General features: G+C 53.9%; 14 protein-coding genes. 13 read left to right on the forward strand and 1 reads right to left on the reverse strand.

Features of this window, described 5'->3' with window-relative positions:
- The first annotated feature begins 71 nt into the window (after nucleotides 1-71).
- The 12 genes from plsX (at nucleotide 72) to ptsG (ending at nucleotide 11601) form a co-directional block, all read left to right on the forward strand.
- The gene (plsX, locus tag AFK62_RS07805) at nucleotides 72-1106 is read left to right on the forward strand and encodes a phosphate acyltransferase PlsX (protein ID WP_071884300.1); all 1035 of its coding nucleotides are present in this window, start codon (nucleotides 72-74) and stop codon (nucleotides 1104-1106) included.
- A gap of 6 nt (nucleotides 1107-1112) precedes the next feature.
- On the forward strand, nucleotides 1113-2066 hold the full coding sequence (locus AFK62_RS07810; RefSeq protein WP_007670641.1) for a beta-ketoacyl-ACP synthase III: 954 nt from the start codon (nucleotides 1113-1115) through the stop codon (nucleotides 2064-2066).
- A gap of 17 nt (nucleotides 2067-2083) precedes the next feature.
- Complete coding sequence (gene fabD / locus AFK62_RS07815; RefSeq protein ID WP_007670644.1) at nucleotides 2084-3013, forward strand: ACP S-malonyltransferase; 930 nt, start codon at nucleotides 2084-2086, stop codon at nucleotides 3011-3013.
- 13 nt (nucleotides 3014-3026) lie between these two features.
- Nucleotides 3027-3761 (forward strand): 3-oxoacyl-ACP reductase FabG, encoded by a 735-nt coding sequence (gene fabG / locus AFK62_RS07820; protein ID WP_007670647.1) that lies wholly within the window; start codon nucleotides 3027-3029, stop codon nucleotides 3759-3761.
- 154 nt (nucleotides 3762-3915) lie between these two features.
- Complete coding sequence (acpP, locus tag AFK62_RS07825; protein WP_000103754.1) at nucleotides 3916-4152, forward strand: acyl carrier protein; 237 nt, start codon at nucleotides 3916-3918, stop codon at nucleotides 4150-4152.
- Nucleotides 4153-4244: 92 nt separating this feature from the next.
- On the forward strand, nucleotides 4245-5486 hold the full coding sequence (gene fabF, locus AFK62_RS07830; RefSeq protein ID WP_032984307.1) for a beta-ketoacyl-ACP synthase II: 1242 nt from the start codon (nucleotides 4245-4247) through the stop codon (nucleotides 5484-5486).
- A 108-nt stretch (nucleotides 5487-5594) separates the two neighbouring features.
- Entirely contained in the window at nucleotides 5595-6392 is a 798-nt protein-coding gene (gene pabC / locus AFK62_RS07835) for an aminodeoxychorismate lyase (RefSeq protein ID WP_032984309.1), read from the forward strand.
- Nucleotides 6393-6405: 13 nt separating this feature from the next.
- Nucleotides 6406-7428, forward strand: coding sequence for a cell division protein YceG (gene yceG / locus AFK62_RS07840; RefSeq protein WP_007670662.1), 1023 nt, complete (start codon nucleotides 6406-6408; stop codon nucleotides 7426-7428).
- Nucleotides 7418-8056 (forward strand): dTMP kinase, encoded by a 639-nt coding sequence (gene tmk / locus AFK62_RS07845; protein WP_007670664.1) that lies wholly within the window; start codon nucleotides 7418-7420, stop codon nucleotides 8054-8056. The genes yceG and tmk overlap by 11 nt, the downstream gene beginning before the upstream one ends.
- Nucleotides 8056-9063 (forward strand): DNA polymerase III subunit delta', encoded by a 1008-nt coding sequence (holB, locus tag AFK62_RS07850; RefSeq protein ID WP_007670667.1) that lies wholly within the window; start codon nucleotides 8056-8058, stop codon nucleotides 9061-9063. The genes tmk and holB overlap by 1 nt, the downstream gene beginning before the upstream one ends.
- Before the next feature lie 10 nt (nucleotides 9064-9073).
- Nucleotides 9074-9868 (forward strand): metal-dependent hydrolase, encoded by a 795-nt coding sequence (locus AFK62_RS07855; protein ID WP_007670670.1) that lies wholly within the window; start codon nucleotides 9074-9076, stop codon nucleotides 9866-9868.
- A gap of 299 nt (nucleotides 9869-10167) precedes the next feature.
- Nucleotides 10168-11601, forward strand: coding sequence for a PTS glucose transporter subunit IIBC (ptsG, locus tag AFK62_RS07860; RefSeq protein WP_007670672.1), 1434 nt, complete (start codon nucleotides 10168-10170; stop codon nucleotides 11599-11601).
- A 214-nt stretch (nucleotides 11602-11815) separates the two neighbouring features.
- Here ptsG and fhuE read toward each other — a convergent pair whose 3' ends face one another.
- Entirely contained in the window at nucleotides 11816-14005 is a 2190-nt protein-coding gene (gene fhuE, locus AFK62_RS07865) for a ferric-rhodotorulic acid/ferric-coprogen receptor FhuE (RefSeq protein WP_007670675.1), read from the reverse strand.
- A gap of 344 nt (nucleotides 14006-14349) precedes the next feature.
- On the opposite strand from fhuE, the gene hinT reads away from it, so the two are divergent.
- Nucleotides 14350-14709 carry a purine nucleoside phosphoramidase gene (hinT, locus tag AFK62_RS07870; RefSeq protein WP_007670677.1) on the forward strand — a complete coding sequence of 120 codons (360 nt, stop codon included), beginning with the start codon at nucleotides 14350-14352 and terminating at the stop codon, nucleotides 14707-14709.

The raw sequence follows: 14709 nt of genomic DNA on the forward strand, positions 1-14709 counted from the left end.
CGCGCGTAAGCGTGATTAAGCTTAGTGCGCTTTCCCCGCTCAAGCGGGGATAACCGTAACCTGGCGATACCTTGACACCTCTAACCCTGGCGTTAGATGTCATGGGCGGGGATTTTGGTCCTGCCGTGACAGTGCCTGCAGCATTGCAGGCACTGAATTCTGATCCACATTTGCATCTTCTTTTAGTCGGTGATCCCGACGCCATCACGCCATTACTTGCCAGAGCTGATTTTGAACAACGTTCGCGGCTGCAGATCATTGCGGCAGAATCGGTTATTGCCAGTGATGTCCGCCCTTCGCAGGCTGTACGTAACAGCCGTGGCAGCTCGATGCGTATTGCGCTTGAGCTGGTCAAAGAGGGACGCGCGCAGGCCTGCATCAGCGCCGGAAATACCGGAGCGCTGATGGGACTTGCCAAACTTTTGCTAAAGCCTATTGACGGCATTGAGCGCCCCGCGTTGATGACGGTGTTACCGCACCAGCAGAAGGGGAAAACGGTGGTGTTGGATTTAGGCGCCAACGTCGATTGCGACAGTACAATGCTCGCGCAGTTTGCGATCATGGGTTCGGTGATGGCGGAAGAGGTGCTGGGCATCGAAAATCCGCGTGTCGCGTTGCTCAATATCGGTGAAGAAGAAACGAAGGGGCTTGATAGTATCCGTGAAGCTGCCGCGTTGTTAAAAGCTGTGCCATCGTTAAATTATATCGGTTATCTCGAAGCCAATGAATTACTGACCGGCAAAACGGATGTCCTGGTTTGCGACGGTTTTGTCGGTAACGTCACGCTAAAAACGATGGAAGGTGTTGTCAGGATGTTTCTTTCGCTGCTCAAATCGCAGGGCGAAGGGAAAAAACGGTCGTGGTGGTGGCTTTTATTAAAGCGTTGGTTACAAAAAAGCCTTTCAAGGCGATTCAGTCACCTCAACCCCGACCAGTATAATGGCGCCTGTCTGTTAGGATTGCGCGGCACGGTGATTAAGAGCCATGGTGCAGCCAATCAGCGAGCTTTTGCGGTCGCGATTGAACAGGCAGTGCAGGCGGTGCAGCGACAAATTCCTCAGCGGATTGCCGCTCGCCTGGAATCTGTATTACCCAAGAGTGACTGAGCGTACATGTATACGAAGATTATTGGTACAGGCAGCTACCTGCCTGAACAAGTGCGGACGAACGCCGATCTGGAAAAAATGGTGGAAACCTCTGACGAGTGGATTGTCACTCGCACCGGTATTCGCGAGCGTCGCATTGCGGCGCCAGACGAGACGGTCGCCACGATGGGCTACGAAGCTGCCTTGCGTGCAATTGACATGGCCGGCATCGACAAAACACAGATTGGCCTGATCATCGTCGCCACGACCTCCGCCACGCACGCTTTCCCGAGCGCGGCGTGCCAGGTACAGGGCATGCTGGGCATTAAAGGCTGCCCGGCATTTGACGTCGCCGCGGCATGCGCCGGTTTTACTTATGCACTGAGCATTGCGGATCAATATGTTAAATCTGGCGCGGTAAAGAACGCGTTGGTGATCGGATCCGATGCACTGGCACGCACACTTGATCCTAACGATCGTGGCACGATCATCCTTTTCGGTGATGGTGCAGGCGCTGCTGTACTTGGCGCGAGCGAAGAGCCAGGTATTCTTTCTACGCATCTGCATGCTGATGGCAGCTACGGCGAGCTTTTAACCCTGCCAAACCAGGATCGCGTGAATCCGGACAGCCCAACCTTCCTGACCATGGCCGGAAACGAAGTGTTTAAAGTCGCGGTGACTGAACTTGCCCATATCGTCGACGAGACGCTGGAAGCGAATCAGTTGGATCGCGCTTCTCTCGACTGGCTGGTGCCGCATCAGGCGAACCTCCGTATTATCAGCGCGACGGCAAAAAAACTCGGTATGTCGATGGACAATGTCGTTGTGACCCTCGACCGACACGGCAACACCTCTGCGGCTTCCGTGCCTTGCGCGTTGGATGAAGCGGTGCGTGACGGGCGTATTCAGCGGGGCCAACTGGTCCTGCTTGAGGCGTTCGGCGGCGGCTTCACCTGGGGTTCCGCGCTGGTTCGTTTTTAATCGAGAAGGATAAAAAAATGACGCAATTTGCTTTTGTATTTCCAGGCCAGGGCTCTCAGGCTGTGGGAATGCTGTCTGACATGGCGGCAAATTTTCCCGTTATTGAAGCGACCTTTCGCGAAGCTTCTGCGGCGCTGGGCTATGATCTTTGGGCGCTGGTGCAGCAAGGCCCGGCAGAAGAACTGAACAAAACCTGGCAGACGCAGCCTGCGCTGCTGACCGCTTCTGTCGCGCTGTGGCGAGTATGGCAAGAGCAGGGCGGTAAAGCACCTGCGCTGATGGCTGGTCACAGCCTTGGTGAATATTCCGCCCTGGTATGCGCGGGCGTTATCGATTTCGCTGATGCGGTGCGTCTGGTTGACCTGCGTGGCAAATTTATGCAGGAAGCCGTGCCGGAAGGCACCGGTGCTATGGCTGCGATTATCGGGCTGGATGACGACGCAATTGCAAAAGCCTGTGAAGACGCGGCAGAAGGCCAGGTCGTTTCACCGGTGAATTTCAACTCACCAGGCCAGGTCGTTATCGCGGGCCATAAAGAGGCCGTTGAACGTGCAGGCATCGCCTGTAAAGCCGCAGGCGCCAAGCGTGCGCTGCCGCTGCCAGTAAGCGTGCCTTCACATTGCGCGCTGATGAAGCCCGCGGCTGAGAAACTGGCTGCAGAGCTTGAAAAAATTACATTTAACGCCCCGCAGATTTCGGTCGTTAATAACGTCGACGTGAAATGTGAAACGTCGGCAGAAGCGATCCGCGACGCACTGGTGCGCCAGCTCTACAACCCGGTGCAATGGACGAAAAGCGTCGAGTACATCGCGGCGCAGGGCGTTACACAGCTGTATGAAATCGGCCCAGGTAAAGTGTTAACTGGCCTGACGAAACGTATTGTTGACACCCTGACGGCAGCGGCAATTAACGAGCCAGCCAGCCTGTCAGCGGCACTTGCGCAATAAAACGAGGAAAACCATGAGCTTTGAAGGAAAAATCGCGCTGGTCACTGGTGCAAGCCGCGGTATCGGCCGCGCCATCGCAGAAACCCTGGTTGCACGCGGCGCGAAGGTTATCGGCACTGCTACCAGCGAAAATGGCGCGCAAGCGATTAGCGATTATCTGGGCGCTAATGGCAAAGGCCTGATGCTGAATGTGACCGATGCGGCATCCATCGAATCCGTTCTGGAAAATATTCGCGCAGAATTTGGCGAAGTGGATATTCTGGTCAATAATGCCGGGATAACCCGTGACAACCTGCTAATGCGAATGAAAGATGACGAGTGGAACGATATTCTCGAAACCAACCTGTCATCGGTTTTCCGTCTGTCAAAAGCGGTAATGCGAGCTATGATGAAAAAGCGTCACGGTCGCATTATCACAATCGGTTCTGTGGTCGGTACCATGGGAAATGCCGGTCAGGCCAACTACGCTGCGGCGAAAGCGGGTCTTATCGGTTTCAGTAAATCGCTGGCTCGCGAAGTTGCGTCCCGCGGTATTACAGTAAACGTTGTTGCTCCGGGTTTTATTGAAACGGACATGACGCGTGCGCTGTCTGACGACCAGCGTGCGGGTATTCTGGCGGAAGTTCCTGCGGGTCGTTTAGGCGACGCAAAAGAAATCGCCAGCGCGGTTGCATTTTTAGCCTCTGACGAGGCCGGGTACATCACTGGTGAGACCTTGCACGTCAATGGCGGAATGTACATGGTTTAATCACGAATAAAATTATTTGCGTTATCAGGGCAATTGCCCGCAAAATAGCGTAAAATCGTGGTAAGACCTGCCGGGATTTAGTTGCAACTTTTTCAACATTTTATACACTACGAAAACCATCGCGAAAGCGAGTTTTGATAGGAAATTTAAGAGTATGAGCACTATCGAAGAACGCGTTAAGAAAATTATCGGCGAACAGCTGGGCGTTAAGCAGGAAGAAGTTACCAACAATGCTTCCTTCGTTGAAGACCTGGGCGCTGATTCTCTTGACACCGTTGAGCTGGTAATGGCTCTGGAAGAAGAGTTTGATACTGAGATTCCGGACGAAGAAGCTGAGAAAATCACCACCGTTCAGGCTGCCATTGATTACATCAACGGCCACCAGGCGTAAGTGAACATCTCCAGGCGGTCGCTCGACCGCCTGAGTTTTATCTTTTAGTCCCACAAGTATCTACTAATATCATCCCTCCCTGGAGGACAAACGTGTCTAAGCGTCGTGTAGTTGTGACCGGACTGGGCATGTTGTCTCCTGTCGGCAATACCGTAGAGTCTACCTGGAAAGCTCTCCTTGCCGGTCAGAGTGGCATCAGCCTGATCGACCATTTCGATACTAGCGCCTATGCAACGAAATTTGCTGGCTTAGTAAAGGATTTTAACTGTGAAGAGATTATCTCGCGCAAAGAACAGCGCAAGATGGATGCCTTCATTCAATATGGAATTGTCGCCGGCGTACAGGCCATGCAGGATTCCGGCCTTGAAGTAACGGAAGAAAACGCTTCCCGTATCGGCGCGGCTATCGGTTCCGGCATCGGCGGCCTTGGCCTCATCGAAGAAAACCACAGCTCGCTGGTTAACGGCGGCCCGCGGAAAATCAGCCCCTTCTTCGTGCCATCAACGATTGTTAACATGGTGGCAGGTCACCTGACTATCATGTACGGTCTGCGCGGTCCCAGCATCTCAATCGCTACTGCTTGTACTTCAGGCGTGCACAACATCGGCCATGCGGCGCGTATCATCGCCTATGGCGATGCTGACGTGATGTTGGCTGGTGGCGCGGAAAAAGCCAGCACGCCGCTTGGCGTTGGCGGTTTCGGCGCGGCGCGTGCGCTTTCCACCCGCAACGATAATCCGCAGGCTGCAAGCCGCCCGTGGGATAAAGACAGGGATGGATTTGTGCTGGGCGACGGCGCAGGCATTATCGTACTTGAAGAGTACGAACACGCGAAAAAACGCGGCGCGAAGATTTATGCCGAGCTGGTTGGTTTTGGGATGAGCAGCGATGCTTATCACATGACTTCTCCGCCGGAAAACGGTGCGGGCGCAGCGCTGGCTATGGTTCATGCACTGCGTGATGCGGGTATCGACGCCGGCCAAATTGGCTACGTGAACGCACACGGCACTTCAACGCCGGCAGGCGATGTTGCTGAAGCACAGGCAGTGAAATCGGTATTTGGTGATGCGGCAAAACGCGTTATGGTGAGCTCCACCAAATCAATGACCGGCCATCTGCTTGGCGCTGCGGGTGCAGTAGAATCTATTTACTCCATCCTCGCGCTGCGCGATCAGTCCGTTCCGCCAACCATTAACCTGGACAATCCGGACGAAGGCTGCGACCTTGATTTCGTTCCGCATGAAGCGCGTCAGGTGAGTGGCATGGAATACACGTTGTGTAACTCCTTCGGCTTTGGCGGCACCAACGGTTCTCTGATCTTTAAAAAGGTCTGATAGCCGTCTCAAAGGCCCGCTTCGCGCGGGCTTTTGTACATATCTCCTTCCTCTTGCTCCCCATCGATCATCCTGCGAGACTACTGTGCTACTCGTTCAGGAGCCCCTATGTTGTTAATTAATGGTATCGCTCAGGATTATCTGCCAGCGACCGATCGCGCTGTCCAGTTCGGTGATGGCTGCTTTACGACAGCCTGCGTACGCGATGGTCAAATTCACCTGCTGGAACACCATTTGACGCGTCTGCTTGAAGGTTGCGAACGGCTGGCGATCCCGATACCGGATATCGGGGTATTGCGAGATGAAATGCGTCTTGTCGGCCAGGGGCAGAGCCGGGCGATCGTCAAAGTCATTATCACACGTGGCGTGGGTAAACGCGGTTACAGTATTGAGGGATGTGATACGCCAACACGCATTGTTTCACGTGCACTCTATCCGACCTTTTATGACGAATGGCGTGAACGCGGTGTAAGCCTCGCTTTAAGTCCCATTCGGCTTGGACGTAATCCCTGTCTTGCGGGCATCAAACACCTTAACCGGCTGGAGCAAGTTCTTATCCGCACGCATCTTGAGCAGACACCCGCTGATGAAGCTCTGGTACTTGACAGTGAAGGGTGGGTTACGGAATGCTGTGCGGCTAATTTATTCTGGCGTACAGGAAAAGCGGTGTTTACCCCCCGTCTCGATCAAGCCGGTGTTGATGGCCTTATGCGGCGACATATTATTAGACTGCTGAATCAGTCATCCTGGCGATTGTCTGAAATTTACGCCCCTGTCAGCGCGCTGGAAGAGGCCGATGAGATCTTTATCTGTAATGCGCTGATGCCTCTGGTACCGGTGCGTGAGATTGACGGTCACGCTTACGCCTCGCGCGAACTGTATAACTACCTCATTCCCCATTGCTGATAACCGGGTTCCCATGAAGAAAATGTTGCGCGCCGCGCTACTACTGGTTCTTGTGCTTGCCATTGCGGCAGGCGTTGGTTACTGGAAAGTACGCCAGCTGGCGCAAAGCCCTTTGCCAATAACGAAAGACACGATTTTTACGCTTAAACCGGGCACGGGGCGCCTGGCGCTTGGCCAGCAGTTATATGATGAGAAGCTCATCAAGCGCCCGCGTGTGTTCCAGTGGTTACTGCGCATCGAACCTGAGCTTTCGCATTTTAAAGCGGGCACTTATCGATTCACGCCGAAAATGACTGTACGTGATGCCCTGAAGCTACTCGCAAGCGGTAAAGAGGCGCAGTTCCCCATTCGCTTCGTTGAGGGTATGAAACTGAGCGACTGGCTAAAACAGCTTCGTGATGCACCCTATATTAAACATACGCTGAAAGATGATGAGTACGCGACGGTCGCTGAGGCGCTAAAGCTTGAACATCCCGAATGGGTGGAAGGATGGTTCTGGCCGGATACCTGGCTTTATACCGCCAATACTGCCGATGTGACGATCCTCAAACGCGCTCACCAGCGCATGCAGAAAGCGGTGGATGAAGTGTGGAAAGCCCGCATGGAAGGGCTGCCTTATCAGGATCCGAACCAGCTGGTGACAATGGCATCTATCATCGAGAAAGAGACCGCGGTTGCAAGCGAACGTGACCGCGTGGCCTCAGTCTTTATTAACCGGCTGCGAATCGGCATGCGTCTTCAGACCGATCCGACCGTGATTTATGGCATGGGCAAGAATTACAACGGCAAGCTATCCCGTAAGGATTTGGAAACTCCAACACCGTATAATACTTATGTCATTAGCGGCTTGCCGCCAGGTCCCATCGCAATGCCGGGAGAGGCCTCGCTGAAAGCGGCAGCGCACCCGGCGAAAACACCGTATCTCTATTTTGTGGCGGACGGTAAGGGCGGCCATACGTTCACCACTAATCTTGCCAGTCATAATCGAGCAGTACAGGATTATCTCAAGGCGCTTAAGGATAAAAATGAGCAGTAAATATATTGTCATCGAAGGCCTGGAAGGTGCCGGAAAAACCACCGCGCGTAATCTGGTAGTAGAGACGCTGAAATCGCTGGGCATCACTGAGATGACGTTCACCCGCGAGCCTGGCGGCACAGTGCTGGCAGAAAAGCTTCGCAGCCTGGTGCTGGATATTAAATCGGTGGGCGATGAAATTATTACTGATAACGCCGAGGTACTACTGTTTTACGCGGCGCGCGTGCAACTTGTGGAAACGGTCATTAAGCCTGCGCTTTCGCGCGGCGAATGGGTGATTGGCGATCGTCATGATCTCTCAACACAAGCCTATCAGGGCGGCGGACGCGGTATCGATCGTGAGCTACTGCGTACGCTGCGACAGGCCGTGCTGGGTGATTTCGCACCGGATTTGACGCTTTATCTTGATGTCGATCCTCGCATTGGGCTTGAGCGCGCGCGCGCGCGCGGCGAGCTTGACCGCATAGAACAAGAGTCACTCGACTTCTTTAACCGCACGCGCGCCCGTTACCTTGAGCTGGCTGCAGCTGACCCACGTATCATGACCATTGACGCCAGCCAGCCGCTGGAGGCCGTCAGCCGCGATATCCGCGCCGCGGTCACGCGCTGGGTGCAGGAGCAACAATAATGAAATGGTATCCATGGCTGCGCCCCTCGTTTGAACATCTGGTCGGCAACTGGCAGGCTGGAAGGGGGCACCATGCGGTATTGGTTCACGCGCTGCCAGGCATGGGCGACGATGCGCTAATCTACGCCTTAAGCCGCTGGCGTATGTGTCAGCAGCCGCAAGGGCAGAAAAGCTGTGGTGAGTGCCGCGCCTGCCAGCTTATGCAGGCGGGCACGCATCCGGACTATTACCAGGCGGAGCCAGAAAAAGGCAAATCCACGCTTGGCATTGACGCTATTCGCGATATCAGCGAAAAGCTCTACGATCGCGCGCGGCTGGGCGGCGCGAAAGTCGTCTGGATCAAAGAGGCGGCGCAACTGACGGAGGCGGCAGCGAATGCGCTGTTGAAAACGCTGGAAGAGCCGCCGGAAAACACCTGGTTTTTGCTGGGCTGCCGTGAGCCGGAGTTGCTGCCTGCGACGCTTCGCAGCCGCTGCTTCTGCTGGCATCTCGCTCCCCCTGAGGCACGCTACGCTCAGGCATGGCTTGAGCGAGAAACGCAGGCAGAGCCGTCGCGTATTCATGCAGCATTACGCCTGACGGGCGGCGCGCCCGCCGCCGCGCTTGAGCTTCTCCAGCCTGAACAGTGGCAGCAACGCGAGGTACTTAGCGAGAAGATCTCGGCTGCGCTTGCAGGTGGCGACTGGCTATCATTATTACCCGCCCTTAACCATGAACAAGCGGCGTTTCGTCTGCACTGGCTGGCCGCTTTTCTGATGGACGCGCTGAAATGGCGATATGGCGCCCATGGTGCGCTGGTCAATACGGATTATCCGACGCTCGTCGGTGAGCTGGCCCACCGTTTCACGCCCGCTGTGCTGCAAGCAATGGTCGAGTCGCTTTTCCGCTGCCGCGATCGCCTGCTTAACGTCGCCGCTGTCAACCGTGAGCTATTGCTGACCGAACTATTACTTACCTGGGAGCACTACATGCGCCCTGACGCCCCACTTCCTTCTTTTCACCTCTGAGAGAGACGTTATGTTTTTAGTCGACTCACATTGCCATCTTGATGGCCTGGATTATCAATCTCTGCATCATGATGTGGATGATGTTCTGGCGAAAGCCGCCGCCCGCGACGTTAAATATTTTCTGGCGGTCGCCACAACGCTGCCAGGCTACAAGGCGATGCGCGAGCTTATCGGCGAGCGTGAAAATGTCGCCTATTCCTGCGGCGTGCACCCGCTGAATCAGGATGAAGAGTACGATCCAGAAGAATTACGCCGTCTCGCCGCCGACCCACGCGTGATCGCGATGGGGGAGACGGGCCTGGATTACTACTACACCCCGGAAACCAAAGTCCGTCAGCAAACCTCTTTTCGCCACCATATTCGTATCGGCCGTGAGCTGAATAAACCGGTTATCGTGCACACACGTGATGCGCGGGAAGACACGCTTGCTATCCTTCGCGAAGAAAAAGTGACGGACTGTTCAGGCGTACTACACTGTTTTACGGAAGACAAAGAGACGGCGGGCAAGCTGCTGGACCTGGGGTTCTACATCTCCTTTTCCGGCATCCTGACGTTCCGTAATGCGGAGCAAATTCGCGATGCCGCGCGTTATGTTCCGCTCGACAGAATGCTGGTGGAAACCGACTCGCCGTACCTGGCGCCGGTTCCGCATCGCGGTAAAGAGAATCAGCCGGCGCTGGTGCGCGACGTGGCGGAATATATGGCGGTGCTGAAGGGCGTCAGTGTTGATACCCTTGCGGAAATCACCACCCGTAACTTCTCCACGCTGTTCCACGTTGACCTCTCTGCGCTGCAATCTGCCTGATAAACCGAGTTATTTTAAAGCTCGTAATTAATGATCAAAGCGAGTAAAGTTCACCGCCAAAATTCAGGCGGTGAACGGCGATTTATAAACATCCTGAAACACTTAATGTAAAGAATCGCAAGTTTTCGGCCAAGGGTTGTTTGAAACGTGATAGCCGTCAAACAACAATCGCGGGATTTATTTTACTCTGCGTAATAAATAAAGGGCACTCAGATGCCCTGTTTATGGCCCGTTTCTCCCCCCGGGCTGATGCGTATAACGCGTAAAAAAAGCACAAATACTCAGGAGCACTCTCAATTATGTTTAAGAATGCATTTGCTAACCTGCAAAAGGTGGGTAAATCGCTGATGCTGCCAGTCTCCGTACTGCCTATCGCAGGTATCCTGCTGGGCGTCGGTTCTGCAAACTTCAGCTGGCTGCCAGCCGTGGTTTCTCACGTCATGGCGGAAGCGGGCGGTTCTGTTTTCGCAAACATGCCGCTTATCTTCGCTATCGGTGTCGCGCTGGGCTTCACCAATAACGACGGCGTATCCGCGCTCGCGGCAGTCGTTGCCTACGGTATCATGGTGAAAACCATGGCGGTGGTCGCCCCTCTGGTGCTGCACCTGCCTGCCGAGGAGATCGCCGCCAAACACCTGGCGGATACCGGTGTGCTGGGAGGTATTATCTCCGGTGCGATTGCGGCGTATATGTTCAACCGCTTCTACCGTATCAAGCTGCCTGAGTATCTGGGCTTCTTCGCGGGTAAACGTTTCGTTCCGATCATCTCTGGTCTGGCGGCGATTTTCACTGGCGTGATCCTGTCCTTCATTTGGCCGCCGATTGGCTCTGCCATCCAGACGTTCTCCCAGTGGGCAGCGTACCAGAACCCGGTTGTCGCGTTCGGTATCTACGGCTTCATCGAGCGTTGCCTGGTGCCGTTTGGTCTGCACCACATCTGGAACGTACCTTTCCAGATGCAGATTGGTGAATATACCAACGCAGCAGGTCAGGTGTTCCACGGCGATATCCCGCGTTACATGGCAGGCGACCCGACGGCGGGCAAACTGTCTGGCGGCTTCCTGTTCAAAATGTATGGTCTGCCGGCTGCTGCTATTGCTATCTGGCATTCTGCGAAACCAGAAAACCGCGCGAAAGTGGGCGGTATCATGATCTCCGCTGCGCTGACCTCGTTCCTGACCGGTATCACCGAGCCTATCGAGTTCTCGTTCATGTTCGTGGCGCCGATCCTGTACGTTATCCACGCGATTCTGGCAGGCCTGGCCTTCCCGATCTGTATCCTTCTGGGTATGCGTGACGGCACCAGCTTCTCGCACGGCCTGATTGACTTCATCGTTCTGTCTGGTAACAGCAGCAAACTGTGGCTGTTCCCGATTGTCGGTCTTTGCTACGCCGTGGTGTACTACACCATCTTCCGCGTGCTGATCAAAGCGATGGATCTGAAAACTCCGGGTCGTGAAGACGCTACCGAAGACGCTAAAGCTGGCGCAACCAGCGAAATGGCTCCGGCTCTGGTCGCGGCGTTTGGCGGTAAAGAAAACATCACCAACCTTGACGCGTGTATCACTCGTCTGCGCGTTAGCGTCGCTGACGTTGCCAAAGTGGATCAGGCTGGCCTGAAGAAACTGGGCGCTGCGGGTGTGGTTGTGGCTGGTTCCGGCGTTCAGGCGATTTTCGGCACCAAGTCCGATAACCTGAAAACCGAAATGGATGAATACATCCGTAACAGCTAATCCTGGCTGTCGGGGAGATAAAGGGAGGCATAAGCCTCCCTTTTTTTATGCCTGCAGGCTTACGCATGGGCGATACGGCAACGTCGGGCTGGATGCGCCATGAATCGCTATCATCCTGGGACAGGCTGGCTGCGTTTACTTGCCGCTCTTAGATATCACCGAACCAGTAAAAAAGGGAGCCATATGGCTCCCTTTTTAATGCGCAACAATCACCTCAGAACTGGTAACGGGCCGTAATGCTCAGGTTACGCGGCTCGCCATAGACAATCGAACCTTCAACGTTGGTGTCATATTTCTTATCGAACAGGTTATTAACGTTCCCCTGGAGAGAGAAATTCTTATTCACCTGGTAACGTGTGAAGAGATCGACCAGCGCATAACTGCCTTGCTCCGCACGCCAGGTGCCGTAAGGCGTCTCGGTATCTTTATAGACACGATTTTGCCAGTTAACACCGCCACCGACGGTCAGCTGCGGCATTACCGGCAGGCGATAGCTCGTAAAGAGTTTTACGCTGGTGCGCGGCAGATAAGGGTTAAATGCCTTGCCTTCGTTGTCTTCAGCCACATAGCGAGTCGCGCCAAACGTCATCTGCCAGTTATCGGTGATGGCACCATTAACCTCAAATTCAACGCCTTTACTGACGGTACCGTCCACAGCCCGATACGCTGTATCGTTATTACTGCCGATAATCGGGCGGCCTGTATTCTGGCCAACATTGTCTTGTTCAATGCGGAAAATAGCGAGAGTCGTGGTCAGGCGACTGTTCATCCAGTCAGATTTCAGGCCGACTTCATAGTTATTGCCAGTGACAGGCGCAAGATATTTGCCTGAACTGTCGCGATAGTTTTGCGGCTGGAAGATGGAGGTATAACTGGCGTAGGTCGACCAGTTATCATTGATGTCATAGACCAGGCCCGCATAAGGCGAGGTATGATTTTTCTCCATGCTGTAGGTCAGCGTATCGATGCGCCAGTTAGTGTAGCGGGCGCCCACAATCAGATGCAGCGGATCGGCAAGGGAAATGCGGGTTGCGGCATACAGCGATTTCATGTGCGTGGTATCTTCCTGCGCCAGGCTTTGTTCGCCCCAGCGGGTTTCCGGGAAGTTACCGTTATAGTCAGAGAAGCGGCCAATCTCATTCGGGAAGACGTTGGCCCAGGTATTGACGTAACGGTTGTTTTGTTTGGTATAACTTCCACCCATCATCAGGTTATGCTCACGACCCAGCAGCTCATAACCGCCATTAGCGAAGAGATCAAGCGCATCAATTTTACGTTTGCCGCTGTTCCAGCCGGTTCCACCGACGTAATCAAAGCCTGGCCCAAAACTGGCGTAAGGGCCTACGAGCGAACCATCCGCTTTGTTGACAAAGGCATCCACATACATCGTTTTGCTGTCAAATTTCACTTCGGAATGCGTGGCGTTAAGCGTTGCTTCCCAGGTGTCGGCAAAACGCTGTTTGAATGTCACATAGACTTTATCAATATCTTTGTCGTTATAAGCCCAGTCCGGAGCCGTGCTGCGGGCACGATCGTAGCTTCTTCTCGAGCCGTCCGTATTCCAGCGCGGTAAGCCGCCCCAGGTGGGACTATCAACGTCAATGCTCTGATGCTCATAACCGGCAGAAAGGCTGGTGGTGTCACCCAGATCGGCATCAACGATACCGGAGAAGAAGGTTTTTTCATTGGTATAGCGATCAAGCCAGGAATCATTATGCTGATAACCGGCCACGATACGTCCACGGACGTGGCCATCTGGCGTGAGTGGGCCTTGTAAATCAGCGACATAACGCTGCTTATTCCAGCTGCCATATTCTGCCGAAACCGTGCCGGTATAGTCACGACTGGTGGCGTGCTTACGAATCATATTAATGGAGGCAGACGGATTACCTGTCCCGGTCATCAGGCCATTCGCACCGCGAACCACTTCGACCCGCTCGAATAAAGCCGTATCAGAGAGCGCATCGCCTAAATTCCAGCGGGATTCAAAATAAGTCGGAATACCATCGACCATATAGTTATCTATCTGGAAACCACGGGAATAATAACTGCTGCGGTCGGAATCCGCCTGGCTCTTGCTGATGCCGAGCGTGTAATCCATTACATCTCCCAGCGTATCAAGCTGCTGGTCCTTCATGCGCTGTTCGCTAATGATGCTGACCGATTGCGGAATATCACGCTGGATCATAGGCATTTTGGTGCCTGCGCTGGTCACCTTAACGCTGTAATCCTGCGATTCAGCAGGCGCGGCATTGTCTGCCGCCGCATCGACCACAATAGTGTCGTTAGTGACAGGGGCTGCGTAAACTGCAGGTGCTGCGAGCGCGCTGGCAATACTTAATGCCAGCAGAGAGGGAAGGGAAGACGCCGGAAAGGCGCCCTGACGGAGTGCATGCTTAGCCATGTGTTGCCCTTAAAAATAATAAATTGCCGTATGTCAGGCTCTTGAGTTACGACTCTCATCACTGGCGTCCAGCCTGATGAACAGAAATCGCGGGACTAAAACAACGTTCCATTGTCAATAAAAATGAGAACTATAATCATTTGTTTTTGCGGTGTAAACAAATGTAAGAGCCGTCACAAACAGACATCGGGAAGTGAGAGAAAAAAAAGCAGGTGACACGGCACGACAGCGCATTGGATCGGTGCTATAAGCATCCGCTTTATAAAGAAAAATCAGGCCAAAGGTTGAAAGGAAGCGATCATCTCGCTCATACTCTTAGCGTTTATCCCATAAGGAAAAAAACCATGGCCGAAGAAACTATTTTCAGCAAAATTATTCGCCGCGAAATCCCGTCCGATATCGTTTATCAGGATGAACTGGTAACCGCGTTTCGCGATATTTCTCCCCAGGCCCCGACTCACCTCTTAATCGTCCCGAATGTGCTGGTACCGACCGTTAATGACGTGACGGCGGAACATGAGCAGGCGCTGGGGCGTATGTTCACCGTTGCGGCAAAAATTGCACAACAGGAAGGCATTGCAGAAGATGGCTATCGCCTCATCATGAACTGTAATCGTCACGGCGGGCAGGAGGTTTACCATATTCACATGCATCTGGTAGGTGGTCGTCCGTTGGGACCGATGCTTGCGCAAAAAGGCCTGTAA

Source organism: Cronobacter condimenti 1330 (assembly GCF_001277255.1).
GTDB lineage: Bacteria > Pseudomonadota > Gammaproteobacteria > Enterobacterales > Enterobacteriaceae > Cronobacter > Cronobacter condimenti.